Source organism: Nesterenkonia halobia (genome assembly GCF_039536005.1).
GTDB lineage: Bacteria > Actinomycetota > Actinomycetes > Actinomycetales > Micrococcaceae > Nesterenkonia > Nesterenkonia halobia.
The window spans coordinates 353882-379552 of record NZ_BAAAYG010000002.1; the positions used below are offsets into that span (position 1 = coordinate 353882).

25 protein-coding genes are annotated in these 25671 nt (G+C 71.2%); 18 read left to right on the forward strand and 7 right to left on the reverse strand.

All coding sequences use genetic code 11. The annotated features are described in order from the left end of the window. Positions 1-77 precede the first annotated feature (77 nt). Complete coding sequence (locus ABD652_RS02345; protein ID WP_344717746.1) at positions 78-428, reverse strand: ubiquitin family protein; 351 nt, start codon at positions 426-428, stop codon at positions 78-80. Positions 429-470: 42 nt separating this feature from the next. Next, positions 471-1589 carry a GTP 3',8-cyclase MoaA gene (moaA, locus tag ABD652_RS02350; RefSeq protein WP_425574530.1) on the reverse strand — a complete coding sequence of 373 codons (1119 nt, stop codon included), beginning with the start codon at positions 1587-1589 and terminating at the stop codon, positions 471-473. Positions 1590-1770: 181 nt separating this feature from the next. Between moaA and ABD652_RS02355 the strand changes: the two genes are divergently transcribed. From ABD652_RS02355 to ABD652_RS02375, 5 genes are all read left to right on the forward strand, one after another. Then, positions 1771-3141: a molybdopterin molybdotransferase MoeA gene (locus ABD652_RS02355; protein ID WP_344717748.1), complete on the forward strand. Its 1371-nt coding sequence runs from the start codon at positions 1771-1773 to the stop codon at positions 3139-3141. Continuing rightward, the gene (moaC, locus tag ABD652_RS02360) at positions 3138-3680 is read left to right on the forward strand and encodes a cyclic pyranopterin monophosphate synthase MoaC (protein WP_344717751.1); all 543 of its coding nucleotides are present in this window, start codon (positions 3138-3140) and stop codon (positions 3678-3680) included. Before ABD652_RS02355 ends, moaC begins: the two co-directional genes overlap by 4 nt. Then, positions 3673-4266 carry a MogA/MoaB family molybdenum cofactor biosynthesis protein gene (locus tag ABD652_RS02365; RefSeq protein ID WP_344717753.1) on the forward strand — a complete coding sequence of 198 codons (594 nt, stop codon included), beginning with the start codon at positions 3673-3675 and terminating at the stop codon, positions 4264-4266. The genes moaC and ABD652_RS02365 overlap by 8 nt, the downstream gene beginning before the upstream one ends. Then, positions 4259-4786 carry a molybdenum cofactor biosynthesis protein MoaE gene (locus tag ABD652_RS02370; protein WP_344717755.1) on the forward strand — a complete coding sequence of 176 codons (528 nt, stop codon included), beginning with the start codon at positions 4259-4261 and terminating at the stop codon, positions 4784-4786. Before ABD652_RS02365 ends, ABD652_RS02370 begins: the two co-directional genes overlap by 8 nt. Positions 4787-4901: 115 nt before the next feature. Then, the gene (locus ABD652_RS02375; RefSeq protein ID WP_344717949.1) at positions 4902-6650 is read left to right on the forward strand and encodes a gamma-glutamyltransferase family protein; all 1749 of its coding nucleotides are present in this window, start codon (positions 4902-4904) and stop codon (positions 6648-6650) included. 49 nt (positions 6651-6699) lie between these two features. Here the strand turns inward: ABD652_RS02375 and ABD652_RS02380 are convergent, their stop codons facing one another. Continuing rightward, positions 6700-7161, reverse strand: coding sequence for a hypothetical protein (locus tag ABD652_RS02380; protein WP_344717757.1), 462 nt, complete (start codon positions 7159-7161; stop codon positions 6700-6702). 4 nt (positions 7162-7165) lie between these two features. Further along, a complete protein-coding gene (gene dapB, locus ABD652_RS02385; protein ID WP_344717759.1) occupies positions 7166-7927 on the reverse strand; it encodes a 4-hydroxy-tetrahydrodipicolinate reductase in 762 nt (253 codons plus the stop codon). A gap of 125 nt (positions 7928-8052) precedes the next feature. Between dapB and ABD652_RS02390 the strand changes: the two genes are divergently transcribed. From ABD652_RS02390 to ABD652_RS02400, 3 genes are all read left to right on the forward strand, one after another. After that, positions 8053-9432 (forward strand): hypothetical protein, encoded by a 1380-nt coding sequence (locus tag ABD652_RS02390; RefSeq protein WP_344717761.1) that lies wholly within the window; start codon positions 8053-8055, stop codon positions 9430-9432. A 49-nt stretch (positions 9433-9481) separates the two neighbouring features. Then, complete coding sequence (locus ABD652_RS02395; RefSeq protein WP_344717763.1) at positions 9482-9925, forward strand: hypothetical protein; 444 nt, start codon at positions 9482-9484, stop codon at positions 9923-9925. Positions 9926-10030: 105 nt separating this feature from the next. Beyond that, complete coding sequence (locus ABD652_RS02400) at positions 10031-10792, forward strand: hypothetical protein (protein ID WP_344717765.1); 762 nt, start codon at positions 10031-10033, stop codon at positions 10790-10792. Between the two features lie 34 nt (positions 10793-10826). Here ABD652_RS02400 and ABD652_RS02405 read toward each other — a convergent pair whose 3' ends face one another. The 3 genes from ABD652_RS02405 to ABD652_RS02415 all read right to left on the reverse strand — a co-directional run bounded on the left by ABD652_RS02405 (position 10827) and on the right by ABD652_RS02415 (position 14552). After that, the gene (locus ABD652_RS02405; protein WP_344717767.1) at positions 10827-11378 is read right to left on the reverse strand and encodes a hypothetical protein; all 552 of its coding nucleotides are present in this window, start codon (positions 11376-11378) and stop codon (positions 10827-10829) included. Between the two features lie 661 nt (positions 11379-12039). Continuing rightward, positions 12040-12822 (reverse strand): DUF6318 family protein, encoded by a 783-nt coding sequence (locus tag ABD652_RS02410; protein WP_344717769.1) that lies wholly within the window; start codon positions 12820-12822, stop codon positions 12040-12042. A 482-nt stretch (positions 12823-13304) separates the two neighbouring features. Beyond that, positions 13305-14552: a heparan-alpha-glucosaminide N-acetyltransferase domain-containing protein gene (locus ABD652_RS02415; protein ID WP_344717772.1), complete on the reverse strand. Its 1248-nt coding sequence runs from the start codon at positions 14550-14552 to the stop codon at positions 13305-13307. Positions 14553-14679: 127 nt separating this feature from the next. On the opposite strand from ABD652_RS02415, the gene dapA reads away from it, so the two are divergent. The 10 genes from dapA (at position 14680) to ABD652_RS02465 (ending at position 25635) form a co-directional block, all read left to right on the forward strand. Continuing rightward, positions 14680-15534 (forward strand): 4-hydroxy-tetrahydrodipicolinate synthase, encoded by an 855-nt coding sequence (dapA, locus tag ABD652_RS02420; RefSeq protein ID WP_425574535.1) that lies wholly within the window; start codon positions 14680-14682, stop codon positions 15532-15534. A 163-nt stretch (positions 15535-15697) separates the two neighbouring features. Next, positions 15698-17362 carry a ribonuclease J gene (locus tag ABD652_RS02425; RefSeq protein ID WP_344717951.1) on the forward strand — a complete coding sequence of 555 codons (1665 nt, stop codon included), beginning with the start codon at positions 15698-15700 and terminating at the stop codon, positions 17360-17362. Positions 17363-17515: 153 nt separating this feature from the next. Next, positions 17516-20671 carry an FtsK/SpoIIIE family DNA translocase gene (locus ABD652_RS02430; RefSeq protein WP_344717777.1) on the forward strand — a complete coding sequence of 1052 codons (3156 nt, stop codon included), beginning with the start codon at positions 17516-17518 and terminating at the stop codon, positions 20669-20671. 54 nt (positions 20672-20725) lie between these two features. Continuing rightward, a complete protein-coding gene (gene pgsA / locus ABD652_RS02435; protein WP_344717778.1) occupies positions 20726-21355 on the forward strand; it encodes a CDP-diacylglycerol--glycerol-3-phosphate 3-phosphatidyltransferase in 630 nt (209 codons plus the stop codon). After that, the gene (locus ABD652_RS02440; RefSeq protein WP_344717780.1) at positions 21352-21999 is read left to right on the forward strand and encodes a CinA family protein; all 648 of its coding nucleotides are present in this window, start codon (positions 21352-21354) and stop codon (positions 21997-21999) included. The genes pgsA and ABD652_RS02440 overlap by 4 nt, the downstream gene beginning before the upstream one ends. Positions 22000-22103: 104 nt before the next feature. Then, entirely contained in the window at positions 22104-22550 is a 447-nt protein-coding gene (locus tag ABD652_RS02445; protein WP_153143647.1) for a helix-turn-helix domain-containing protein, read from the forward strand. A gap of 232 nt (positions 22551-22782) precedes the next feature. Then, positions 22783-23295 carry a MarR family winged helix-turn-helix transcriptional regulator gene (locus tag ABD652_RS02450; protein WP_344717785.1) on the forward strand — a complete coding sequence of 171 codons (513 nt, stop codon included), beginning with the start codon at positions 22783-22785 and terminating at the stop codon, positions 23293-23295. A 7-nt stretch (positions 23296-23302) separates the two neighbouring features. Beyond that, positions 23303-23521, forward strand: a complete 219-nt coding sequence (locus tag ABD652_RS02455) for a DUF3046 domain-containing protein (RefSeq protein WP_344717787.1) — start codon at positions 23303-23305, stop codon at positions 23519-23521. Positions 23522-23788: 267 nt separating this feature from the next. Further along, positions 23789-24850 (forward strand): recombinase RecA, encoded by a 1062-nt coding sequence (gene recA / locus ABD652_RS02460; protein ID WP_153143650.1) that lies wholly within the window; start codon positions 23789-23791, stop codon positions 24848-24850. Between the two features lie 20 nt (positions 24851-24870). Beyond that, complete coding sequence (locus tag ABD652_RS02465) at positions 24871-25635, forward strand: regulatory protein RecX (RefSeq protein WP_344717796.1); 765 nt, start codon at positions 24871-24873, stop codon at positions 25633-25635. The last annotated feature ends 36 nt before the right edge of the window (positions 25636-25671 follow it).

Genomic DNA, 25671 nt, shown 5'->3' on the forward strand with positions numbered 1-25671 from the left:
CGCCGAGGCCCAGGAACAGGCGAAGTCAGCACGGACCGCTCGGACCTCCCGGGCCGCCGCAGGCGGGGCGCGCCCGCTCAGCCGCCGGCGAAGGGTGGCAGCACGTCCACCGTCTCGCCGCCGCGCAGCACGGCGGCCGGCGTCGTCGCCGACGCCTCGGCGCGGGTCCGGACGCCGTCGACCAGGAACGAGCACCGCGGCAGGACCGTCTCCAGCGACGGTGCGTCCAGCGACGGTGCGTCCAGCGACGGTGCGTCCGACGACGGCGCCTCTGACGCCGGTGCCGCGGCGCGGGCGGCCAGCAGCCGCGGCAGCTCCTCGCGCAGCGTCGGCAGGCTCATCTCGTCCTCCAGCGGCAGGCGCAGCGACTCGGCGCCGGCCGCCTCGGCCGCGGCGGCGAAGAACCGCAGCGTGATCTCAGTGCTCATCGGAGCCGTCCTCCTGTCGTCGCAGCCGTGGTCCGGGCGGCCTCAGCCGCCGATGGCCGACATCGACCGGCCGGGTCGGTGGAAGCTGTCGAGCTCGAAGCCCGGCCGGTCGGTGCCGTGGGCGGCCGGCTTGGCCCACATCGCCTCCGCCCAGCGCTGGGCGACGGCGTCGTCGTCGGCCTCCGGATCGCGGAGCAGATCGACCAGATCCACCTCTTCGGCGGAGAACAGGCAGCTCATCACCCGCCCTTCGGCCGTGATCCGCGTGCGCCGGCAGTCGGCGCAGAACGGCTCGGTGACCGAGGCGATGACCCCGACCCGGCCGCGGAGGTTCCCCTCGGCGTCGAGGACGTCGAAGCGTTCGGCCGGGGCGCCGTCGCGGTCCTCGTCGGAGGCCCGGAGGGTGACGTGCTCGGAGAGCAGCTCGCGGGTCTCGGCGGCGGAGACGGTGCCGTCGCGCCGCCAGTTCTGGTCGCCGTCCAGCGGCATCTGCTCGATGAAGCGCAGCTCGAAGCCCTGCCGCAAGGCCCAGTCGAGCAGCTGCGGAGCCTCCTGATCGTTGATCCCGCGCATCAGCACCGCGTTGATCTTCAGCGGCGTCAGCCCGGCCTCCGCGGCGGCGGAGACGCCGGCGAGCACCTTGTCCAGCGAGTCCCGGCGGGTCAGCTGCGCGAAGGTCTCGTGATGCAGCGAGTCCAGCGAGACGTTGATCCGATCCAGACCGGCCTCGGCCAGCGCGGCGGCCTTCTTCTCCAGACCGATCGCGTTGGTGGTCATCGAGATCGGCAGCTGCGGGTGGTCGGCGCGGATGCCGGCGATGATGTCGACCAGGTCGACCCGCACCAGCGGCTCGCCGCCGGTCAGCCGCAGCTCGCGGATGCCCAGGGTCTCCACTCCGATGCGCACCAGCCGGCGGATCTCCTCGACGCCGAGCAGCTGCTCCTTCTTCAACCACGGCAGCCCTTCGGCGGGCATGCAGTAGGTGCAGCGCAGATTGCACTTGTCGATCAGCGAGATGCGCAGATCGGTCGCCTGGCGACCGAAGGTGTCCATCAGTCCGGCCGAGGCGTCAGGTCGGGAGAGGCTCGGCATGCCCAGCGACACCGGGGCCGAGCCTCCGCGCGGCGCCGAGGTGCTCGGCGCGGGGTCGGCTTCCTGCATGTCTCCAGGCTAGTCGTCCTGAGCGTAGTCAGCATCACACGGACGGCCGGTCTCGGCCTGCGGACATCTCCCGCGGCCGTCGAGGCCCCACGGCCCCACGGGCCCTCCATGGCTGCGCCGTCTCGGACGCATCGAGGGCTCGGCATGCGACCGCGATCCCGCCGTCAGTAGACTGGCGGGCATGACCCAGACCACCGGCCGACGCTCCGTCGAGGAGCATCATGCCCTCATCGGCGAGGCCCTGCAGGCGGCGACGGCGACGCGGGCGGTGGAGTGCGTCGCCGTCGGCGAGGCCGAGGCGGTCGGCCGGGTGGTCGCCGCCGAGGTCACGGCCCCGGGGCCGCTGCCCCGCCACGACGACTCCCAGATGGACGGCTATGCCGTGCGCGCCGCAGATGTGGCCGCCGCCCGGGCCGAGGACGACGGCGACGACCTCGTCCGGCTGCCCTGCGACGGCGTGGTCCCGGCCGGCTCTTCCCCGGCGCCGCTGCCGCCGGGCACCTGCCGGGCGATCATGACCGGAGCCGTCGTCCCCGACGGCGCCGACCTCGTCCTGCCGGTGGAGAAGACCGTGGCCGGAGCCTTCGTCGGCGCCGCACAGCTGCACGCCGCCGTGGGGCAGGACGTCGTCTTCATCGGACTGACGCCTCAGGACGTCGCCGTCGGCCGTTTCATCCGGCGGGCCGGCGACGATGTCGCCGCCGGAGAGACGGTGCTGAGCGTCGGGCAGGTGCTCACCCCGGCGCGGCTGGGACTGGCCGCCGCCTGCGGCGCGCCGCAGGTGCAGGTCTTCGCCCGGCTGCGCGCGCTGGTGCTCACCGCCGGCGACGAGTTGCGCGCCCCCGGCGAGGAGCTCGCCCCCGGACAGATCCACGACGCCAACGCCCCGCTGACCGCGGCCTGGCTGCGCGAGGCCGGCTGCGCGGTGACCATCGCGGCGGCCTCGACCGACGACGCCGCGCGCTTCGCCGCGGCCCTGGATGCGCAGCTGGCCGCGACGTCCCCGCAGCTGGTGGTCACCTCCGGCGGGATCAGCGCCGGCGCCTTCGAAGTCGTCCGCGAGGTGCTCTCCGGTCGCGGCGTGCGCTTCGGCCCGGTGGCCCAGCAGCCCGGCGGCCCGCAGGGCGTGGGCGTGCTCCCCGGCGGGCCCGGCCGATCGGACGTCGCCGTCGTCTGCCTGCCGGGCAACCCGGTGAGCACCGCGGTGAGCCTGGAGACCCTCCTCCGCGAGCCGCTGGCCGCCGTCGACCCGGCCTGCCCGGCCCCGCGCCGGATCCGCGCCCGGCTGCGTCAGAGATGCAGCTCGCCGTCGGGACTGCGTCAGCACCGTCGCGTGCGCCTGGCCGCGGCACCGGACGAGACCGGCGTCGTCGACGTCGAGCTGGTCGGCGGGCCGGGGTCGCATCTGCTCGGGCATCTGGCCCGCGCCGAGGCGCTGCTGCAGCTGACCGAGGACGACGTCGACGTCCCCGCCGGCGCCGTCCGCGAGGCGCTGCTGCTGCCCGGGACCGCCGCCCCTGATCCCCCTGCTGGAAGGACCGCCCCGCGATGACCACGCCGAATCACGACCCGGAGTCCGAAGCCGGCGCCGCGCCGGCCCCCTCCGGCGACGCCGGGCTGACCCATGTCCGCGCCGACGGCAGTGCGCACATGGTCGACGTCTCGCAGAAAGATGTCACCTCCCGGCTCGCCGAGGCCGAGGCGGTTCTGCGCACCACCGCCGAGGTCACCGCGATGCTGACCGACGACGCGCTGCCCAAGGGCGACGCGTTGGCCACCGCGCGGATCGCCGGGATCATGGGCGCCAAGCGCACCTCCGAGCTCGTCCCGCTGTGCCACCCGCTGGACATCAGCTCGGTGACCGTCGACCTCGCCGTCGACGATCCGCAGCCCGGTGCGGTGCGGCTGACCGCCCGGGTGAAGACGACCTCGCGCACCGGCGTGGAGATGGAGGCGCTCACGGCGGTCTCCGTGGCCGCGCTGACCCTCTACGACATGATCAAGGGCGTCGACCGGACCGCCGAGATCACCGACCAGCGGGTCGTTCACAAGAGCGGCGGCCGGAGCGGAGAATGGAGCAGACATGCCTGAGACCCATGACCCTGCCGATCACGGCGCCGACCATCACGCCGACCACCACGCTCACGACCACAGCTCCCACCCCTGGCGCGACCGGGTGATCGCTCCGGTGATCGTCTCCACGCGCGCGGCCCACGGCCAGCGCGCCGACCAGTCCGCGCCGGTGATCGCCGAGGCGGCCGAACGCATCGGCTTCGCCTGCCGCCCGCCGGTGATCATCCCCGACGGCGAGGGCGTGCTGGCCGCGCTCTCCGAGCTGGTCGTCCAGATCTCGCCGCATGTCATCATCACCTCAGGCGGCACGGGCATGACGCCCGACGACCTCACTCCGGAGTACACCCTGCCGCTGCTGGACAAGGAGATCCCCGGCGTCATGGAGGCGCTGCGCGCCCACGGGCGTCAGCGCAGCCCGCTGGCGGTGCTCTCCCGCGGGGTGGCCGGCGTCGCCGAGGGCGGCACGGTGATCATCAACCTGCCCGGCTCGCCGAAGGCGGTGAGCGAGGGCATGGAGGTCCTGGAGGAGATCCTGCCGCACCTCTGCGACCAGGTCGCCGATCTGCGGCCCAGCCACGAGTGGGGGAGCATCGACGATGCCTGAGCCGACGGTCGAGCATGCGCACCGAGGTGACGACGCCGTCGAGCCCGCCCCGCTGACCCGCGACGGCCGCCCGCGGGGCGCCGCGGACGCTCCGGCGGCCGAGCGGGTGGTCCGGGCCCGGCTCTCCGCCGAGCCGCTGGACCCGGCCGCCGCCCACGACGAGGTCTGGGCCACCACTGCCGGCGCCGTCGTCGACTTCGCCGGCATCGTCCGCGACCACGACGGCGGCACGGCGGTCGACCGGCTCAGCTACACCGCCCACCCCGCCGCCGAGCGCATGCTGGCCGAGACCGCCCGTGCGGTGGCCGCGGAGCATCCCGGCGTGCGGCTGTGGGCCGCCCACCGCACCGGGCCGCTGGTCATCGGTGACCACGCGCTGGTCGCCGCCGCCGCGGCGGCCCACCGGCAGGAGGCCTTCGCCGCCTGCGCCGAGCTCGTCGAACGCATCAAGGCCGAGGTGCCGATCTGGAAGGAGCAGTTCTTCGCCGACGGCACCCGCGAATGGGTCGGCGTCGGCTGAGCCGCCGGCGTCGTCCGGCACCTGTGGACCCTGAGGAGAGGAGCATCCGCTGAGCACTGTGTACACCCATGCCGCGGCGCCCACCACGCGGCCGACGCTCACCGGCGACGTCGGCATGACCGCCTCCACCCACTGGCTGGCCACCGGCGCGGCCCAGTCGGTGCTCGAGCGCGGCGGCAACGCCTTCGACGCCGCCGTCGCCGGCGCCTTCGTGCTGCACGTGGCCGAGCCGCATCTCAACGGACCCGGCGGGGACATGACCGGCATCTTCGTCACTGCTGAGGCTCCCGGCGCCCCGCAGGTGCTCATGGGTCAGGGCGCGGCCCCGCAGGCCGCTTCCGTGGAGTCGTATCGACAGCTGGGACTGGTCCGCGTGCCCGGCGCCGGCGGGCTGGCCGCCGCGGTGCCCGCCGCCGTCGACGCCTGGCTGCTGCTCCTCGCCGAGCACGGCACCTGGCCGCTGACCGACGTGCTGGAGCCGGCGATCCACCACGCCGAGTCCGGGGCTCCGGTGCTGCCGGCGATCGCGCGGACCATCGACGGCGTCTCCGAGCTGTTCGCCGAGCACTGGCCGAGCTCGGCCGCGCAGTGGATGCCCGACGGTCAGGTCCCCGAGGTGGGATCGCTGATGACCAACCCGGAGTATGCCGCGGTGCTGCGCTCGCTGATCGCCGCCGGCGAGGGGGCGGCGAGCCGGGAAGAGGCCGTCGAGGCCGCCCGCGGCGAGTGGCGCACCGGAGGCGTCGCGCGCCTGGCCTCGGAGTTCCTGGCCGAGCCGCATCGGCATTCCGACGGGCGCGACCATGCCGGGGTGATCACGGTCGAGGACTTCGCCGCCTCGTCGGCGAGCGTCGAGGAGCCGCTGACCATCACCTTCCGTGGTCACGCGATCGCCAAGATCGGCCCCTGGGGTCAGGGGCCGGTGCTGCTGCAGGCCCTGAAGATCCTGGAGGGCTTCGACGACGCCGAGCTCGACCCCGGCACCGAGCGCGGCGCGCACCTGATCCTGGAGGCGCTGAAGCTGGCGATGGCCGATCGGGACGCCTACTACGGCGATCTGGAGCCCGAGGAGGCCGCCCGACGCATGGAGGTGCTGCTCTCCGAGGAGTATGCGGCCGCCCGGCGGGAGCAGATCGCCGAGACCGCCTCGCACGCCTTCCGCCCCGGCGTCGTCGACGGTCTCGAGCCGGCGACTCCGCCGCTGGACGAGCCCGGATCCGCCGGCGACGAGGCCGCGGGGACCGGCGAGCCGACGGTGCGCCGTGACGGCGAGAGCCGCGGGGACACTTGTCACCTCGACGTCGTCGACCGCTGGGGCAACATGATCTCGGCGACGCCGTCGGGCGGCTGGCTGCAGTCCTCGCCGACGATCCCGGGGCTGGGCTTCTGCCTGGGCACCCGGCTGCAGATGACCTGGTTGGACGAGGCCTCGCCGTCGGCGCTGCGCCCAGGTCGCCGGCCACGGACGACGCTGACGCCGACGCTGGTGCTGCGCGACGGGCACCCGGTCATGGCGCTGGGCACCCCCGGCGGCGACCAGCAGGAGCAGTGGCAGCTGCCGATGCTGCTGCGCGTGCTGATCGGCGGCCACACCCCGCAGCAGGCCATCGACGCGCCGACGCTGCACACCACCTCGATGCCCGGCTCGTTCCACCCGCGCACCTGGGAGCCCGGCGGCGCAGTGGTCGAGGACCGGCTCGGCGAGGAGGTCATCGCCTCGCTGACCGCCCGCGGGCACCGGATCACCCGCGCCGGCGACTGGGCGCTGGGCCGGCTGTCCTGCGTGACGCGGGACCCGGCGACCGGACGGCTCGGCGCGGCGGCGAATCCGCGCGGCACGCAGGGGTATGCCGCCGGACGGTGAGATGGGCGGCCGGAGGGGCGGCTCCCCGCGGTCTCCGGCCTGGACGTGCTCAGCCGCGGCGTGCCGCGCGGCGCTCGGCGCTGTGCATCTTGATCGCCCGGTGCATGGTCTTCCGCGCCCGGCTGCGGTCGGAGGCGACGTCGTAGCCGATGGACAGCCGGAACCAGCTGCGCCAGTCGTCGGGGTTCTCCTCGGCCTCGGAGGCCAGCCGGGCGAACTGCGCATCGGCCTGCTCGCGGTCGGGCCGCCCCCCGGGGGAGCGGTCGACGGTGTCCTCGGGCAGTCCGCCCTCGGCGTCGAGCTCGCGGCCCAGCTGCTCCGAGCGGTACCCGAACCACAGCTCACGGGCCAGCACCCAGGCGCCGACGGCGACCAGCAGCAGCGTGCCGACGCCGATCAGCCGGGCGACGAGGTCGTCGACGGTGAGGAAGCGGACCCCGCTGACGGCCGCGCCGGAGAGGAAGATCAGCAGCAGCGCGATGACGGCGCCGGCGAAGAGCTTGCCGCGCACCGGCTCAGAGCCCCAGGTCCAGGTAGCCGTCCAGCCCGTGGGTCAGGCCCGGCCGCGAGGCGGCGGTGCGCAGACCCAGCAGCACGCCGGGCATGAAGGAGGCGCGGTCGAAGGAGTCGTGGCGGATGGTCAGCTGCTCGCCGGGCGAGCCCAGCAGCACCTCCTGGTGGGCGACGAGCCCGCGCAGCCGGACCGCGTGGACGTGGATGTCCTCGACCACTGCGCCGCGGGCGCCGTCGGGGTCCTTCTGGGTGGCGTCGGGGCTGGGGGCGACGCCGGCGTCGCGCCGGGCGCGGCCCATCAGCTGGGCGGTGCGCGCGGCGGTTCCGGAGGGGGCGTCGACCTTGTTCGGGTGGTGCAGCTCGACGACTTCGGCGGACTCGAAGTACTGGGCGGCTTTGGCGGCGAAGGCGGTGGCCAGCACCGAGCCGAGGGCGAAGTTCGGGGCGATGAGCACCCCGACGTCGGGGTGCTCGGACAGCAGGTCCTGCAGACGGCTCAGCTTCTCGTCGTCCCAGCCGGTGGCGCCGACGACGGCGTGGATCCCGTGCTCGACGGCGAAGCGGACGTTGTCCTCGGTGGCGTCGGGGACGCTGAGGTCGACGATGTGGGTCGCGCCGGCCTCGACGATGGTCTCCCGCGCATCGCCGCGGCCGAGCTCGGCCACCAGCTGCATGTCTTCGGCGTCGGTCACGGCCTGCACGGCCTCGGCTCCCATGCGCCCGCGGGCGCCCAGCACGGCCACTCGAATCTCGGCATCACTCATGGACCCAGAGTATCGGTCTCGGCGCCGGACGCGGTGCCTGTGGAGAACGCCTGCAGAGTCCGTGCGGATCTGCGTAGGCTCCTGGCAGGAGATGCGGCGAGCGACGGCCGAGGAGGGCGGCGACCATGCACCAGACGACGTCCGGCGAGCTGTTCACGGTGGTGGACCTGGATGACCGCGACAGCGTCGAGCCATCGGCGACGACGCTGAAGACGGCGACCGCCGACGTCGAGCGGACAGTGGGGGAGGCGGTCAGCACCTGGGGCGGCCTGGAGAGCTCGTACCGGGCGCCGGAGACCGGTGAGCTGCTGACTGCGCTGGAACCGGCCGCCGAGCAGGCGGGCGAGCTGGCCCGAGCCGGGGACGAGGCGGAATCCGCCGTCCGGGTCTATGCCGCCGAGCTGCGCGACCTGGACACGCGGCGGCGCGCACTGCTGGCCGACATCGAGGACTTCCGGAGGACGGGTGCCGACGCCGCAGTCGTGGGCGACGGAGAGGCCCACGACCTGCGCGTCACTGAGCTGCAGCAGCGGTGCCGGGAGCTGGCGGAGGAGAAGGACGCCGCGCAGAACCGATGCGCCGCGGCGCTGGGGGCGATCACGACCTCGGTCTCGACGGCTCGGGGGAGTCGGCACCAGGTGCCGCAGGCTGCCGAGGCCGACGATATCGCGACGTCGGGGTCGGCTCGGCAGGACCGGGTGGGGAACGTCGGACAGACAGCGGCGACGGCAGGGAGTGTCTTCGGCGCATCGGCGGCCGATGCGGTGTCGTTCGGCCTGCAGAAGGGCGTCTCCGCAGTCGGGACGACGGCTGATGCCGTCGCGAAGAGCACCTCGACCATGCATCCGCGGCAGGCGTGGGCTCCCGCGAAGCTGCGTGACATGGCGGCGACGGGGGAACGGAGCCGTCGGGCCGTGGCGGCGGTGACCGGGTGGGACGCCTCCTCGGTGACCGCTCCTGATCGGCGTCTGGCCGCTGATGATGCTCGAAACCCGTTCCGAAAGCCTCATGGGGTCAAGGACGCGGCCTCGGCTCTGCGGGGGCGGTTCTTCGCGTCCCTGTCGGAGCAGAACCGTGTGGCGAAGCCGGGCATGTCCGGTCGGTTCGACGTTGCGAGCAAGATGGCGAAGGGGGCCGCCGGTGCCGGCGGTGTGCTGACCTTAGCCACTGGGACTGTGGGACAGTGGAATGAAGATTCCGCGGCGCATCCGGAGATGGAGTGGGAAGAGCAGAGTGCGCGGGCGGGGACTGTGGGGTTCTCCGCGATGGCCGGTGGTTGGGCCGGAGCGAAGGCCGGCGCCGCCGCAGGCGCGGCCATCGGGTCGTTCTTCCCCGGGCCTGGGACTGCGATCGGGGCCGTCGCCGGCAGCGTCATCGGAGGTATCGCGGGGAGCGCCGTCGGCAAGGAATTGGGCGAGGGAGTCAAAGACTTCACCGGAGACGCCGCCGATGCCGTCTCTGATGGAGCGGAGAAGGCCTGGGACAGCGTCACGTCGCTGTTCTGATAGTCACAGGAGCCCCGGGGAAGATGAACGAGTTGATGCAGGAGAAGGTGTGCTGGAGATAATCCTCAAGCTGATCTGCATGATCGTGTTCTTCCCACTGTCCGTGTGGTTCGTGATCTATCCACGGATCATCGACGATGCACGGTGGTACGGGACGTTCAGCGAGTACTTGTACTTGTACTGCTTCCCTGCGTTCTTCTTCTTCGCCGGCGTCTCCTGCGGCATCACCTCGTTCGAAGCGATGGGAATGCCCTGGCCGGACTGGCTGGCGTATGGAACGGCGGTGCCGGCCACGCTGCTGCTGTTCATCGGATGCATCGCTACATTGGGAGTTCCGATGCCGCCGTTCTTGACGCCGAAGTGGGTGCGGGAGCGGCGCAAGGAGGACCGCGAGTACAAGCGGCAGGTGAAGGCGGAGCGGAAAGCAGAGCGGCGTCGTCGGCGGGCGGCGAAGCACGCCGGTCGGCAAGCTGAGTCCGTCGAGAGCCGGTGACGCGAAGCCTCACGGCTCGAGTTGGGGAGCACATCGGGTACAGGGTGCCCGCCAACGTGCGCTCCGTCCAGGTTTCATCGAGCTCGTTAGGCGAGACTGCCGGGGATGAATGAGGACCCGCAGATGGTCTCCGTGCTCGGAGACTCGCACTCCACACTGTTCTTCCCGACCCATTTCTACGCGGGACGACTGGGTTATCGTGACTCGTTGCCGGTGCGGGTGACGGGACGTTCGATTCGCGCCGCGTCGCTGGCTGGATTCCGCCCCGGGAGCTCGAAGCTGAACGTCAAGGAAGAGATCTCCGCGGCGCTGGCTGAAGCGCAGAAGTTGGTTCTGGCCTTCGGACAGGTCGACCTGGAGCTCGGCTACTACTACCGCCTCGCAATCAAGCAGGAGGAGATCGAGCCGACGCGCTATGTCGAGTGGCTCCTCGCGATCTACCGAGATTTCCTGAACGGTCTAGAACTTGCGCCGTGCGACGTGGCGTTGAAAGGCGTGAACCTCACTGCCCTGTCGCCTCGCGGCTTCGCGATCCGGTATGTGTCGCGGATCGTGACCGAAGGTAAGGATATGACGTGGAAGGAAGCCGTCCCTGTGGTCCGGCCGCATGTGCTGTCTGAGGACGAGCAGAACGCGATGCACCTGGCGTTCAACGCAGGGCTCGCGCAGCTGGCTGGCGAGCTCGGCCTGCGGTACTTCGACCTCAACGAGGAACTTGCGGCGTCGCCCCATCCTGTGCTCGCTGCCGAACCGATCAAGCTGGCTGACCAGTTCAAGACGGGGGCTTTCGACCATCACGTGGCTGACACCGTGGTCGCGCGCCGGGTTCACTACGAAGGGCTGCTCAAGGCTTTCGACCTGCTTTGAACGAGCTCACGATTCAGAGACGACGGTCGACCGATCACTTCACCGGACCCAGCCAGTGGCCATTCTCGTCGTACTGATCCTGGTAGATCTTCGGCGGGCGGTCTGTGGCCGGGTCGAACTCGATGGGGCCGTTGCAGCCCCACAGCTCGGCCGACTCGCAGGCTCCCGAGACCCATCGGCTGTTCTGCGTCCAGATGTCGGCTTCGCCGGGGGAGGACTCCACCGAGACCGTGCCGGGGATGTCCCGCCACTCCCCGTCGCCGACGCGGAACTCTCCGGTGTAGACCGTCTCGACGGTCACCGGGTAGATCCCGGTCTCCTCGTAGACGTGCGACGTCACCGTCTCGAAGTCTGTCTTGACGATCTCCTGACCGGTTCCGTCGTAGTCGGGGAGGGACTCGCCAGGTTCGTAGGTCGTACGAGTGGCCCCATCGCCGTAGTCCCAGTGGAACTCCTGCGGCGTGGCGCGCAGCTCGACAGGCTCGCCGAGCAGCTCTTGAGTCACCGTCTGGGTCTCGACGTCAGCGTAGATGTTCGTGTGCCGGCCCTTGTAGCCGAAGCCGAGAAGGTCGGGCTCGAACTTCACTACGGCGGGCTTAAGAGTCAGGTCGGTGAAGGCAGTATGCGCTGCCGCCGGAATCGTCTCTTGACCTTGACCCAGGAGATCTTCGATTTCCTGTTCGACCTCATCATTGCTGACGCACCTGGCCCTGCTGACTCCGTTCCCGACCTCGTAAGAGAGGACCGTCATGTCAGGGCCGCAACTCGTTCGGAGAATGCTGGAGCAACCTGGCTCATCGCCTGGTTCATACGGTGAAGACTGACAGAGATTCTCAGGGACCTCATCGCGCTCTTCGTCTGCGACTGACGTGGGGTCGCCGATGTAGACCTTGAGGGGATCAGTTTCTCGGCCGCTCGTCCCCTGACTGTCATCAGCCGAGTCGCTCTGTCCCGAGCCTCCTCCACCCGAGGTATCGGGATCATCATTCCCGTCGTCAGAGTATTTGTCTCGGAGGCGTTCTGGAATCTCGCCATTTACAATGAAGTCTCGGTCCGACGCACCGCCGGAGTATTCGGGCACTGCTGGTCGGCCCGACGGGCTGGATTGAGCAGTGACGAGCGAAGCAGAGTTCTGTGAGGGTGTTGAGAGGAAGGCGGGCGGGGCGCTTGCAACGGCGGTCGTTCCGGCCGACCCGACAAGCGAGAGCGAGGCGAACAGAGCCCAAGCTCGACCAGCAAGTGCCACCTCAGTCCACATAGGCCTCGCCCTCGGATCCTGATCCCTCGACTGAAGTCGCGGACTCGACCTTCCAACGACCACCCTGATGAGACAGCTCGAGCGTCCACATCACGTCGTGGATCGCGGGCTGCGAACCGGCCTTTTCTCCATTGGGTCGATACATCGCGTTAGGGGACTGATGCATCGCCATGTGCGCCGTGGCCTCGGTTTCCGAGGTCAGATCAACGGATAGATCGGACACTTCGTCCGGTTCGTTGTCGTACCAAGCGCCCGAAGCGTAGACGTCGCCGAAGTACGACACGTCGTTCGTGCAAAAGTTGCAACTTTCACGGAAGATGGCCTCAAACGGTTCCGGTTCCCCGGTGCTGGCCAAATACCAGTCTGCTTCCCAAAAGTACTCAACGGCGGCTTCGACGCCGTCCTCGGTTTTCTCCGCGGCAACCTCGGGAAGGTCCGGCTTCGGCACGTTCTGTGCGGGTTCGTCTGCGGACGCTGGGACGTACTCGTCGTCGGAGTCGCTACCTTCGGAGCCCTCCGTGTTGTCAGGGCTGCTTTCGGTGTCATCCGCGGACGGAGGCTCCTCGCTCGGGGCTGTCGACTCCTCGGTTGGTGCGGCTTCGGTCGCGCCGGTGCCGCCGTCGTCGATCGGTTCCTCCGCATCTCCGGAGCAGGAGGCCAGCACGAGGGTCGCGGCGAGGGTGAGACCGGCCAGCGGCAGCACCCGGGAGCGACTGGTCCTGCTCGTCGCAGACGCGGCAGGGGCGGCGGGCGTGGGGTGGTCGGTGAGCACAGTGGGTCCATCCGGTCGGCGGCTGATCGTCGTCGCCGACGGGCACGGCTGTGCAGATCGTCGGCCTGGATCAGCAGTGTAGATGGCGTGGATCACGCTGCAACCTGCCATCACTGGAGCTGTGGAAACGGCTGGTCAGCGCGGAGCAATGGTGTGTCACACCGATCGGCCTCGTGGTGTTTCGCGGGCCTCATCCAACTGGACGGGGAATCGGAAACAAGACGGGGCCGGCTGGCGACCCCGTCCAACTGGACGGGGACGGGAGGGCGGCGCCGGCGATACCGCCGGCGTCTGGGAGGACCCTGCCCAACTGGACGGGGAGGATCGGGCGCCCGTCGACGAATCAGCCGGAGCCGGGGATGCCCCGCCCAACTGGACGGGGAACTCCGGAAGAGGGGGAAGAGAGGGGTACTAGCCCCGGGGGAGCCCGATTCACTGGCCCGAGAGCATCCTCACCCGCGACCCAGGACGCCCCGCGAACCTCACTCGCGCTCGACGGGGCGCTTCCCGGCCGCCGCGACGCCGGCCGCCCGGATCGCCGCCTCGAGCGGCCCCCGTCGGTTCAGCAGCTCCTTCACCAGCCCGGCCGCCAGGACCGCGACCACCAGCCAGAGATACATCGCCTCCGGCGAGGCTCCGCTCACCAGCCCGTCATCCGCGCGCCAGTCCTGGAGCACCACCAGATGCCCGACGTACAGCGTCAGCGGCATCGCCCCGGCCCCGATCAGCGGGGCCAGCGGCCACCGCAGTGCCGGGGCGGCCAGCAGGCACAGCCCCAGGACCAGCAGCGCGCAGCCGATGGTGTGCAGCAGATCGATGGTCGACCCCGAATGCGGGGTCGGCAGCAGGAACCAGCGCGGGTCCTCGATGATCGGCAGCAGCGTGCCGGTCAGCAGCTCGGCCCTCGCGGCCTCGGGCCCGGACGGGCCGGCGACGTCGGCGGCGATCGAGGACGTCGCCACCGTCAGCCGACCGATCAGGTAGGTCACCGCCGCCAGGATCGCTCCGGCGCCGGCCAGCGCGGCGGCCACCGTCCGCCGGGAGAGGTCGAGTCGGGCGATCGCCATGCCGGTGAAGAAGTAGGCCGGCCAGATCAGCAGCGGGTAGTAGCCGGTCACCGCCAGATCCATCGCCAGCAGCTCCGGCTGCGCGAGGTCCGCCAGGCCGGGGGAGTGCCACAGCCGCCAGGACGTCGCGAAGTCGGCCAGCTCGCCGGAGAGACCCAGGTACACCGCGCGATAGATCACCGGGCCGAGCGCCACCCAGCCGATCGCGATCGCGCCCAGCGCCTTCGCCCCCATCCGCACGAACGGCAGTGCCAGCAGGAACAGCACACCGTAGTGCACCAGGATCACGGCCACGCCGGCGTCCAGGGACCCGCAGGCCAGACCGATGAGCAGGATCAGCCCGGCGCGCACCGCCACGATCGATCGCACCCAGCTCGCGCCCGCCGTCGTCGGCCGCTTCGGCCCGCCGGCGAGCAGCACGAGTCCGACGCCGGCCAGCAGCGCGAAGAGCGCCGAGGGCCGTCCGGTGAACAGCCAACCGGCCCAGGTGGGGGTCTGTCCGGCGGGATCCACCGTGTCGATGATGTGCACGGACATCATGCCCACCAGGGCCAGGCCGCGGGCGGCGTCGACGCCGCGCAGCCGGGGCCGTCCCGAGCCGCTCGGTCTCCTGCGCCCGGATCCGCGACGCGAGGCGGATGCGGCGGTGCTCTCGGGGTCCATGGGCGGTAGGCTACTGCCCATGGCGAGCGACACCGAGCTGACACATGAGTTCGACCTGCACCTCACCGAGGGCGAGGTCCAGCACCCCGACCAGACCGACCCGCATTTCGGGCATCTGATCACGGCGATGGTCACCCCGTTCACCGAGGATGACCGGGTCGACTACGAGGCCTTCGAGGCGCTCGCCGAGAAGCTGGTCGACGAGGGCAACGATGCGCTGGTCGTATCCGGCACCACCGGCGAGACCTCCACGCTGGAGGACCACGAGAAGGAGGGGCTGGTCCGCGCGGCCAAGTCCGCCGTCGGCGACCGCGCCAAAATCATCGCCGGCACCTCGACCAACCACACCTCCCACGATCTGGAGATGGCCCGCCGCGCCGAGCGCGCCGGCGCCGACGGCCAGCTGGTGGTCACCCCGTACTACAACAAGCCCAGCCAGGACGGCGTGCTGGCCCACTACACCGCCGTCGCCGACGCGGTCGACCTGCCGCTGATGATCTACGACATCCCGGGACGCACGGGCATCCCGATCGCCACCGACACGCTGCTCCAGCTGGCCGAGCATCCGAAGATCATGGCGCTGAAGGATGCCAAGAACGACATCACCGCCACCACCGAGGTGCTGACGAAGACCGAGCTGGAGGTCTACTCCGGCGACGACCAGAACGTGCTGGCCTGGATGGCCATGGGCGCGGCCGGCGTCGTCTCGGTGACCTCCCACGTCGCGGCGCCGCACTTCCGCCGGATGATCGACGCGGTGCTGGACTACGACCTCAAGGAGGCCCGCATCGTCCACGGCGAGCTCGGCCCGGTGATCCGCGCGCTGATGACCCGCGTGCAGGGGGCGGTCTCCTCGAAGCTGGTCCTGGACTGGCTGAGCTTCCCCATCCGCACCGATGTGCGGCTGCCGCTGGTGCAGGCCAACGCCGCCGAGCAGGAGCTCATCCTCGCCGACCTCCGCGAGGCCGGCTGGGACCTCTGAGCGCGCGCGGCGGCGAGGCCGGCGACGACGTCGCCCGCCCGCCCCGCACCGCCCCGATCGTCTAGGTGATCGCCCGACGCACCGAGTACGGTTGGCACAAGCACGTTCCGCATCGCATGACACCCCCACACAGGAGGACTATCCCTTGGCTGCACAGCGCCTGATGACCCCGCCGAAGCTGAAGAACGGCACGATGCGCATCGTGGCGCTCGGCGGTCTGGGAGAGGTCGGGCGCAACATGGCGGTGTTCGAGCTCGACGGCAAGATCCTCATCGTCGACTGCGGCGTGCTCTTCCCGGAGGAGGAGCAGCCCGGCGTCGACCTGATCCTCCCGGACTTCAGCTACATCGAGGACCGGCTCGACGACGTCGTCGGCCTGGTGCTCACCCACGGCCACGAGGACCACATCGGCGCGGTGCCGTACCTGCTGCGCCGCCAGCCCGACATCCCGCTGATCGGCTCGACGCTGACGCTGGCGCTGGTCGAGGCCAAGCTCGCCGAGCACAAGATCAAGCCCTACACCCTGGCGGTCAAGGAGGGCGACATCGAGGAGCTCGCGCCCTTCGAGTGCGAGTTCGTCGCGGTCAACCACTCCATCCCGGACGCGCTGGCGGTGCACATCCGCACCGAGGCCGGCAGCGTGCTGCACACCGGCGACTTCAAGATGGACCAGCTGCCGCTCGACGGCCGGATCACGGACCTGCGCCACTTCGCCAAGCTCGGCGAGGAGGGCGTGGACCTGTTCATGACCGACTCCACCAACGCCGACGTGCCCGGCTTCACCACGCCGGAGAAGGAGATCGGCCCGACGATCGACCAGTACTTCGCGAACTCCACGCGACGGATCATCGTGGCCTCCTTCTCCTCGCACATCCACCGCGTCCAGCAGGTGCTCGACGCCGCCGAGAAGCACGGCCGCCGGGTCGCGTTCGTGGGCCGGTCGATGGTGCGCAACATGTCCATCGCGGCGAAGCTGGGCTACCTGAGCGTGCCGGAGGGCATCCTGGTCGACATCAAGAAGGTCGACGACCACCCCGACAACGAAGTGGTGCTGATGTCCACCGGCTCGCAGGGCGAGCCGATGGCCGCGCTGTCCCGGATGGCCAACGGCGACCACCAGATCCAGGTCGGCGACGGCGACACCGTCATCCTCGCCTCCTCGATGATCCCCGGCAACGAGAACGCCGTCTTCCGGGTCATCAACGGTCTGCTGAAGCTCGGCGCCGACGTCGTGCACAAGGGCACCGCCAAGGTCCACGTCTCCGGCCACGCCTCCGCCGGCGAGCTGCTGTACTGCTACAACATCATCAAGCCGAACAACGTGATGCCGGTCCACGGCGAGACCCGGCACCTGATCGCCAACGGCAAGCTGGCCGAGGAGACCGGCGTCGACCCGGAGCGCGTGCTGCTCTGCGAGGACGGCTCCGTGGTCGACCTGCGCGACGGCGTCGCCCGGGTGACCGGCCAGATCGAGTGCGGCTACGTCTACGTCGACGGCTCCTCGGTCGGCGAGATCTCCGAGACGGACCTGAAGAACCGCCGCGTGCTCGGCGAGGAGGGCTTCATCTCGGTCGTCACGGTGGTCAACCGCCAGACCGGCCAGATCGTCTCCGGGCCGGACATCCACGCCCGCGGCGTGGCCGAGGAGGACCAGGTCTTCAAGGACATCAAGCCGAAGATCTCCAAGGCCCTCACCGAGGCCATCCAGGACACCCAGGAGCACACCACCCACCAGCTGCAGCAGATCGTGCGGCGGACCATCGGCTCCTGGGTCAGCCGCAAGCTGCGCCGCAAGCCGATGATCGTGCCGGTGGTCGTCGAGACCTGATCCGCAGGTCGGCGCCTCGCCGGTCGGGCGCCGCAGGCCCCCGACCGGCGCCGGCCCGCGAGCCCGCGACGTCGGCTGTCCGGAACCCGTCGATTCGCCCCGATGGTGTGGCCCTGCGCGCGTTCTTCCGCGTGTGGAGGTAGGTTGGCTGGTATGGCGACACGTACTTCCCCCGCGCGCGCCGCCAGCACCTCGGGAAAGAAGAAATCCACCAAGGGTGCGGGAAGCCGCGCGACGTCGACGAAGAAGAACACCACGGCCCAGCAGGAGCCGCCGCGCGGCAACCTGCTGGCCGCGGCGCTGCGCGGGCTCTGGATGGCCTTCGCGACGCCGACGGCCTCGGCGATCCGAGGCCTGGGGCGCCAGGTGCGCATCGAGCCCGAGGACCGGCGCGACGGCGCGGCCCTGGTGTTCCTTCTCATGGCCGCGGTCACCGCCGTCGTCGAATGGTGGGGAGCCCGCGAACTGGACCACTGGTCGGTGGAGATCGTCCATCGCGGTGTGGCCGGCACCTTCGGCTGGTCCGCCGCCGTGCTGCCGGTCATCCTGTTCATCACCGCCGTGCGCTACATCCGCCACCCGCAGGATCATGAGGACAACGGCCGCGTCGCCATCGGCCTGTGCCTGATCCTGTGCTCGACCGCCGGACTGGCGCATATGGGCCACGGCATGCCGCCGCTGAACGCCGCCTTCTCCGACATGCTCGCCTCCGGCGGCATCGTCGGCTACCTGGTCACCGTCCCGCTGGCCAGCCTGATCACCGTCTACCCCGTCTGGGCGGGGCTCGGCGCAGTGCTGCTGGCCGGACTGCTGGTGCTCACCGACACCCCGGTGCGCCGGATCCCGGAGCGGGCCTCGGTGGCCAAGGACTACGTGGTCGGCGAACGCCGCGAGCCGCGCGCCCCGCGCGAGCCTGCGCGCTCCGCGGACGCCGCGGCCCGGCCGGCGCGCAGCCGCCGGGCGTCCCGCGCCGCCCAGCCCGCCGAGGAGCCGCGCGACGACGTCTTCGACGAGGGCGAGCCCGCGCCGAAGAAGGCCGGCTTCCTCGCCAAGATCCTCCGGGGACGCGACGCCGGCCCGGAGCCCGAGGAGGAGTCCGCGGCCGGAGCCGCCCCCGAGGCCGCGTCCGGGACCACGTCCGCCGCGGCGTCCGAGGCCGAAGCCTCCCGGGCGGCCGCCGGCGCCTTCGACGCCTCCGCCGTGGAGAGCGACGCCGAACAGGACACCGAGCCGGCCGTGCCTCCGGGCGTCAAGCGTCCCACCGCTCAGGAGCTGGCCATCCAGCGCGCCCGCGAGAAGGCCCAGTCCTCAGCGTCGTCGGCCGCCAGCGCCGACGAGGCCGCACCAGCCGCGGCCGGGCAGGCGGCGGCCGGTGCGACCACTGCTCCGACTGCGGCGGTGGGCGGCGCCGCGCCGTCGTCGGCCCCCGCGCGGACGCCCGCGCCGGCCGCCGCCGAGGCTCCGTCCCCGGCAGCCGACATGCCGGTGCGCTCCGAGCAGCTCGAACTGGCCGGCGACGTCACCTACACGCTGCCGGACCAGTCGCTGCTGCCCTCCGGCCCGCCGGCGAAGGAGCACACGGAGGCCAACGACGAAGTCGTCGACGCGCTGAACCGCACCTTCGAGCAGTTCAAGGTCGACGCCCAGGTCACCGGCTTCTCCCGCGGTCCGACGGTCACCCGCTACGAGGTCGAGCTGACCCCCGGCACCAAGGTGGAGAAGGTCACCGGCCTGGACAAGAACATCTCGCTGGCCGTCGCCTCCAACGAGGTCCGCATCCTCAGCCCGATCCCGGGCAAGTCGGCCATCGGCATCGAGATCCCGAACAAGGACAAGGAAGTCGTCGCCCTCGGCGACGTGATGCGGTCCAACGCCGCGCGCAAGACCGAGCACTCGATGGTCATGGGCGTCGGCAAGGACGTCGAGGGCGGCTACGTGGTCGCCAACCTCGCGAAGATGCCGCACCTGCTGGTCGCCGGCGCGACCGGAGCCGGCAAGTCCGCCTTCGTGAACTCGATGATCACCTCGATCCTGATGCGCGCCACCCCCGACGAGGTGCGCATGGTCATGGTCGACCCCAAGCGGGTGGAGCTGACCGCCTACGAGGGCGTGCCGCATCTGGTCACCCCGATCATCACCGACCCGAAGAAGGCCGCCGAGGCGCTGCAGTGGGTCGTGAAGGAGATGGACAACCGCTACGACGATCTGGCGCACTTCGGCTACAAGCACATCGACGACTTCAACAAGGCCGTCCGCAACGGCAAGATCACCCTGCCGCCGGACTCGAAGCGCGAGCTGCGGCCGTATCCGTACCTGCTGGTGATCGTCGACGAGCTGGCCGACCTGATGATGGTCGCCCCGCGCGACGTCGAGGACTCGATCGTGCGGATCACCCAGCTGGCCCGTGCCGCCGGCATCCACCTGGTGCTGGCCACCCAGCGGCCCTCGGTCAACGTCGTCACCGGTCTGATCAAGGCCAACGTGCCCTCGCGGATGGCCTTCTCGACCTCCTCGGTCACCGACTCGCGCGTGGTGCTGGACTCGGCCGGCGCGGAGAAGCTGCTCGGGCAGGGCGATGCGCTCTTCCTGCCGATGGGCAACGCCAAGCCGATGCGTGTCCAGGGCGCCTGGGTCAGCGAGACCGAGATCCACTCGGTCGTCGAGCATGTGAAGTCCCAGCTCTCGGCGCAGTACCGCGAGGACGTCGTCCCGGAGAAGCCGCAGAAGCAGATCGACGAGGACATCGGCGACGATCTGGACCTGCTGCTGCAGGCCACTGAGCTCGTGGTCACCACCCAGTTCGGCTCCACCTCGATGCTGCAGCGCAAGCTGCGGGTCGGATTCGCCAAGGCCGGCCGGCTGATGGACCTGATGGAGTCCCGCGGGGTGGTCGCCGCCTCCGAGGGGTCGAAGGCCCGCGACGTGCTGGTCAGCCCCGAGGAGCTGCCCGGGGTGCTGGCCACCATCCGCGGCGAGGAGCCGCCGGCGGCCGCGCCCTCGGAGGATGCCCCGGAGGCGTACGAGCAGGAGGTGGTCGAAGTGAGCGAGCAGGGACCCGGAGGATCCGAAGGATCTTCCGGCCAGCCCGCCCGGCAGTCGTCTCAGCCGCAGCCGCCGCAGGAGTCGTCGGCGCAGCCGGCCGCCGGGACGCCGCCGCAGGGCGGGTCGACCGTCTCCGGGATGTCCAGCGCCGACCTGATCGCCCGGGACCTGGCCGAGCGGACTGCGGCGCTGCCGGAGGCCACCGAGTATCATGACGGGCACGACACGGACGCCGGGGAGGACGCCTGGCAGCTGACCGGGCGCTGATCCGGCCCCGTCGTCGAGACCCCTCCCGCCGCCGATGACAAGGAACCCCCGCCCGTGAGCCGTCACGCCTCCGAGCCCGACGACGTCGGCCCCGCCGAGTCCGCCGAGCCGCCGCTGCTGAACATCGCCAATGTGCTCACGATGCTGCGCATCGTGCTGGTGCCGGTGTTCGTCTGGTTCCTGCTGCTCGACGCCGACGGGCTCGTGGCGGAGAACGGCGGCTGGCGCTGGGCGGCGGCCGGGCTCTTCGCCGCGGCGATGATCACCGACAAGATCGACGGCGACCTCGCCCGGTCGCGCGGGCTGGTGTCGAACTTCGGCAAGATCGCCGATCCCATCGCCGACAAGGCGCTCATCGGCGCCGGGCTCATCATGCTCTCGCTGCTCGGCGAGCTGCCCTGGTGGGTGACGGTGCTCATCCTGGTGCGCGAGCTGGGCATCACCGTGCTGCGCATGGTCGTCATCCGCTACGGCGTCATGCCCGCCTCGCGCGGCGGCAAGCTGAAGACGGTGCTGCAGACTGCGGGCCTGCAGCTGATGCTGCTGCCGCTGGTGGTCATCGCCTCCTGGCTCGGCGACGTCGCCTTCTGGATCATGATGGTCGCGCTGGTGGTCACCGTGGTCACCGGCCTGGACTACGTCGTCTCGGCGATCCGCATGCGCCGCGACGCCCGCGCAGCATGAGCTCCGACCGCCTCCCCGCCGACGTCCACCCGGATGAGGAGGTCTCGGCCGCGCACGTGATCGCCCGTCTCGACAGTCTCGGGCTGACCGTCGCCGCCGGCGAGTCGCTGACCGCCGGGGCCGTGGCCGCGCGGCTGGCCGATCCTCCCGGCGCCTCGGCGGTGCTGCGCGGGGGAGTGGTCGCCTACTGCAATCCGGTGAAACGTGATCTGCTCGACGTCGACGCCGTGCTGCTCGAGGAGCGCGGCGCAGTGGATCCCGACGTCGCCGCGGCCATGGCGCTGGGGGCGGCCCGGCGCACCGGCGCGGTGCTGGGGGTGGCGACCACCGGCGTCGCCGGTCCCGAGCCCCATCAGGGTCAGCCGGTGGGCACGGCCTACATCGGACTGGCCTGGCACGATGCCTCGGTGCCCCCCTGGGGCGATCCGCCGCCGGGCGCCTGGAGGCCGGCGGCGACCGGCCGCGCGGGCGACGGCGACGCGGAGACCCCGCGACCGGGAGGCGAGCCGGCGGGCTGGTCGTCGGGCGCGGTGCTGCGTCGACTCGACGGCGACCGCGACGGCATCCGTGCAGCGACTGTGGAGGAGGCGCTCAGACTTCTGATGCATCGTGTGGGACGCAGGCCCTCGATCATGCGACGATGAACGGGGAGCCCGAGGGCGCGGCGGGGAATGAAAACCCCGCGCATTCGGTTGACCCGGATGACACAGGTCAGGACCGACAGGTTCTACCACGAAGGAGAGGGTCCATGGTGCGACAGCCAGTCACCGTCAACGGCGTCACCCGGTGGAGGGACGCGGAGCCCGACGGCGTCGCCGTCGCCGAGACCGGCGAGGCGAAGGCCGTCGTGATGCGTCAGGAGATCGGAGACGTGCTGCGCAGCATCCGTCAGGCCGAAGGCCGCACGCTGCGCGACGTCTCCCACGGCGCGCGCGTCTCGCTGGGGTATCTGTCCGAGGTCGAGCGCGGCCAGAAGGAGGCCTCCTCCGAGCTGCTCGCCTCGATCTGCGACGCCCTGGACGTGCCGCTGTCGGCCATGCTGGGCCAGGTCGCCGAGCGGGTGGCCGTGGCCGAGGGACTGCGCGTCCCGGACACGGTGCCCACCGAGTTCCAGCGGGAGTTCGCCCCCGGCGTCGTCCCCGACGGCGTCCCGGACGACCTCGCCCGCGAGGAGTTCGCCCGCAGCTGCGGCTGACCCTCCGCCGGCGGGATCACCCGCCGGCTCCGCCGATCGTCCCGCGGCGTCGTCGTCGCGGGCCCGCAGGCCGCCTCCTGTCAGCAGGCGGCCTGCGGCGCGTCCGGGGGCGTCGCCGACGCGAGGCCGACATGCCCGACGACGCGGGCGTCCTGACGGACGAGCCGCAGGTCAGCGGGCTGCTCCTGATGTCGGGGCGTCCGTCGGCCGGCTGTGCGCATAGGATGGGACCATGGAGAACGCCGACCGAGCAGCCCTCGTCCACGACCTGGAGCGCGAGTTCAACCGCCTGTTCGTCCGCCGGCGGTTCAACGCGCTGCAGATGACGCGGAGGATCGATCCGGAGATCGAGCCGGCCTCCTACTCGGTGCTGGCGACTCTGCAGCAGCAGGGGCCGGTGCGGATGACCGCGATCGCCCGCCACCTGGGCATCGGCAAGCCCACCCTCTCCCGGCAGCTGGCCACGCTGACCGCCCGCGGCTGGGTGCTGAAGACCACCGACCCCGAGGACGGCCGGGCGCAGTCGCTGAGTCTCTCCGACGAGGGGCGGGCGCGCCTGGAGGCCGCGCAGGACGAGCGCGTCGAGCGCTATATGGCGATGCTCGAACCCTGGTCCGAAGAGGAGATCTCCACGTTGTCCGACCTGCTGGCCAAGCTCAACCGCACCTACGCCGAGTCCGCCGACGAGAACCCCGGCCCGCAGGACGCGGCGGGGCAGTCCGCGGCCGACCGGACCTCCGCCTGAGGCCGCCGTGCGACTGAGCAGATTCTGGGCCCTGATGGAGGACGAGTTCGGAGCGACCTATGCGCACGTGCTCTCCGACACGCTCGTGCTGTCGGCGTATCAGCTGACCGTCGACCAGGCGCTGGCCGCCGGCGTCGGCCCCCGCGAGGTGTGGGACGCCGTCTGCGATCAGCAGGACGTGCCCGCCGCGCGCCGGCTGGGGCGCGACACTCCGGCCGCGCGGTGAGCCCGCCGCAGCCCGCGCCATGACCTGAGTCCGACACCCGGCCGTCCGGAACACGCCGGCCGGGTGTCGAAGATATGTTCGAGACGATCGGGTAGAGTCCTGCACAGCAGGCACGACAGCTCCGGCGACACGCCGCTTCCTCCACAGGGCGAGGGGTGCGGCCTGCTGCGTGTCGGGGGTCGTGCGTAGTCTCGATCCTGCACGCACCACCGGCGCTCCCGGCACAGGAGGGCGCCGCACATCCGCACGACGTCACAGAGGTGAATCATGGCAGTCAGCGAAGACCGGCAGAAGGCGCTCGACGCCGCGCTGGCCCAGATCGACAAGCAGTTCGGCAAGGGCTCGGTGATGCGCCTCGGCGACGAGACCCGCGCGCCGATGGAGACGATCTCGACCTCGTCCATCGCCATGGACGCCGCGCTGGGCATCGGCGGCTTCCCGCGCGGCCGCGTCGTCGAGATCTACGGCCCGGAGTCCTCCGGCAAGACGACAGTGGCCCTGCACGCCGTGGCCAATGCCCAGAAGGACGGCGGCATCGCCGCGTTCATCGACGCCGAGCACGCGCTGGACCCTGTCTACGCGGAGAAGCTCGGCGTGGACACCGATTCGCTGCTGGTCTCCCAGCCCGACACCGGTGAGCAGGCCCTGGAGATCATGGACATGCTGCTCTCCTCCGGCTCGCTGGACGTCGTCGTCGTCGACTCGGTGGCCGCGCTGGTGCCGCGGGCCGAGATCGAGGGCGAGATGGGCGACAGCCACGTCGGACTGCAGGCCCGGCTGATGTCCCAGGCGCTGCGCAAGATCGCCGGCCGGCTGTCGCAGTCGAAGACCACCGCGATCTTCATCAACCAGCTGCGCGAGAAGGTCGGAGTCTTCTTCGGCTCCCCGGAGACCACCTCCGGCGGCAAGGCGCTGAAGTTCTATGCCTCGGTGCGCGTCGACGTCCGGCGCATCGAGACCCTCAAGGACGGCACCAACGCCGTCGGCAACCGCACCCGCGCGAAGATCGTGAAGAACAAGGTGGCCCCGCCCTTCAAGCAGGCCGAGTTTGACATCGTCTACGGCGAGGGCATCTCCCGCGAGGGCGATCTCATCGACACCGGTGTGGAGCACGGTCTGGTGAAGAAGTCCGGCGCCTGGTACACCTACGACGGCGATCAGCTCGGCCAGGGCAAGGAGAAGTCCCGCCAGTTCCTGAAGGACAACCCGGACCTCGCCGACGAGATCGAGCGTCGCATCAAGGAGAAGCTGGGCATCCTCGCCCCCGAGGGCGGCGACCAGGACGGCACCGACGGCCCGTCGCTGCACGCGGTCGACGGTCCCGCCTGAGCCGAGACGGGAGCTGACGCATGACGGCAGATGCTGAGCAGCCCGCCGGACAGGAAGCGACGCTCGCCCAGCTGCGGGAGGCGATGACGCGCATCGAGTCCGGCGAGGCCGGCCCCAGCTCGCTCTGGGATCCGGAGCCCTCGTCGTCCGCCGCGCCCGCGCCGGCCGCGCCCGAGCAGACCGCGGCGGCGTCGGCGAGCGAGCCGGCCGAAGCGCCGGCGGGCGAGCCCGCGGAGGCGCCGGCGGAGGACTCGGATCCGGCGCCGGCGAGCTCCGGAGCCGAGGACGACTCGCCCTACGCCCGGGCGCGCGCCGTGGTGCTGCGGAAGCTGACCGGTTCGGCGAAGAGCCGGCATCAGCTCGCCGAGGCGCTGCGCGAGAAGGAGACCGAGGAGCCGGTCATCGAGCAGGTCCTGAACCGGCTCACCGAGGTCGGACTGATCGACGACGCGGCGTTCGCCCGGACCTGGGTGCGCACCCGGCACGAGCTCAAGGGGCTGGGCCGGGCGGCGCTGCGCCACGAGCTGCGCGACCGCGGGGTGGACGAGGCCCACATCGTCGAGGCGCTGGAACAGATCGAACCCGAGGACGAGGATGCCGCGGCCCGCGAGATGGTCGAGAAGAAGCTGCGCGGCGTGGTCGTGCCCGCCGGCTCCGGCGCCGACGAGCGGCGCGAACGGGAGAAGCACACGCGCCGACTGGTGGCGATGCTCGGACGTCGCGGCCATGCGCCGTCGACGGCCTTCCGGATCGTCCAGGAGGTGCTCGACGAGCACAGCGCGTAGAATCGAACGGCACCTGCACGCACCAGTCCGATCTGC

Excerpts from the sequence above, each read along its gene's own strand:
- ABD652_RS02365 (WP_344717753.1), top strand. The coding sequence starts at position 3,673 with ATGCCTGAGACCCATGACCCTGCCGATCACGGCGCCGACCATCACGCC.
- ABD652_RS02425 (WP_344717951.1), top strand. The coding sequence starts at position 15,698 with ATGACCCCGCCGAAGCTGAAGAACGGCACGATGCGCATCGTGGCGCTC.
- ABD652_RS02400 (WP_344717765.1), top strand. The coding sequence starts at position 10,031 with ATGAATGAGGACCCGCAGATGGTCTCCGTGCTCGGAGACTCGCACTCC.
- dapB (WP_344717759.1), bottom strand. The coding sequence starts at position 7,927 with ATGAGTGATGCCGAGATTCGAGTGGCCGTGCTGGGCGCCCGCGGGCGC.
- ABD652_RS02450 (WP_344717785.1), top strand. The coding sequence starts at position 22,783 with ATGGAGAACGCCGACCGAGCAGCCCTCGTCCACGACCTGGAGCGCGAG.
- ABD652_RS02345 (WP_344717746.1), bottom strand. The coding sequence starts at position 428 with ATGAGCACTGAGATCACGCTGCGGTTCTTCGCCGCCGCGGCCGAGGCG.
- ABD652_RS02415 (WP_344717772.1), bottom strand. The coding sequence starts at position 14,552 with ATGGACCCCGAGAGCACCGCCGCATCCGCCTCGCGTCGCGGATCCGGG.
- ABD652_RS02390 (WP_344717761.1), top strand. The coding sequence starts at position 8,053 with ATGCACCAGACGACGTCCGGCGAGCTGTTCACGGTGGTGGACCTGGAT.
- moaC (WP_344717751.1), top strand. The coding sequence starts at position 3,138 with ATGACCACGCCGAATCACGACCCGGAGTCCGAAGCCGGCGCCGCGCCG.
- ABD652_RS02445 (WP_153143647.1), top strand. The coding sequence starts at position 22,104 with ATGGTGCGACAGCCAGTCACCGTCAACGGCGTCACCCGGTGGAGGGAC.
- ABD652_RS02430 (WP_344717777.1), top strand. The coding sequence starts at position 17,516 with ATGGCGACACGTACTTCCCCCGCGCGCGCCGCCAGCACCTCGGGAAAG.
- dapA (WP_425574535.1), top strand. The coding sequence starts at position 14,680 with ATGGTCACCCCGTTCACCGAGGATGACCGGGTCGACTACGAGGCCTTC.
- recA (WP_153143650.1), top strand. The coding sequence starts at position 23,789 with ATGGCAGTCAGCGAAGACCGGCAGAAGGCGCTCGACGCCGCGCTGGCC.
- ABD652_RS02370 (WP_344717755.1), top strand. The coding sequence starts at position 4,259 with ATGCCTGAGCCGACGGTCGAGCATGCGCACCGAGGTGACGACGCCGTC.
- moaA (WP_425574530.1), bottom strand. The coding sequence starts at position 1,589 with ATGCAGGAAGCCGACCCCGCGCCGAGCACCTCGGCGCCGCGCGGAGGC.
- ABD652_RS02465 (WP_344717796.1), top strand. The coding sequence starts at position 24,871 with ATGACGGCAGATGCTGAGCAGCCCGCCGGACAGGAAGCGACGCTCGCC.
- ABD652_RS02355 (WP_344717748.1), top strand. The coding sequence starts at position 1,771 with ATGACCCAGACCACCGGCCGACGCTCCGTCGAGGAGCATCATGCCCTC.
- ABD652_RS02440 (WP_344717780.1), top strand. The coding sequence starts at position 21,352 with ATGAGCTCCGACCGCCTCCCCGCCGACGTCCACCCGGATGAGGAGGTC.
- ABD652_RS02375 (WP_344717949.1), top strand. The coding sequence starts at position 4,902 with ATGACCGCCTCCACCCACTGGCTGGCCACCGGCGCGGCCCAGTCGGTG.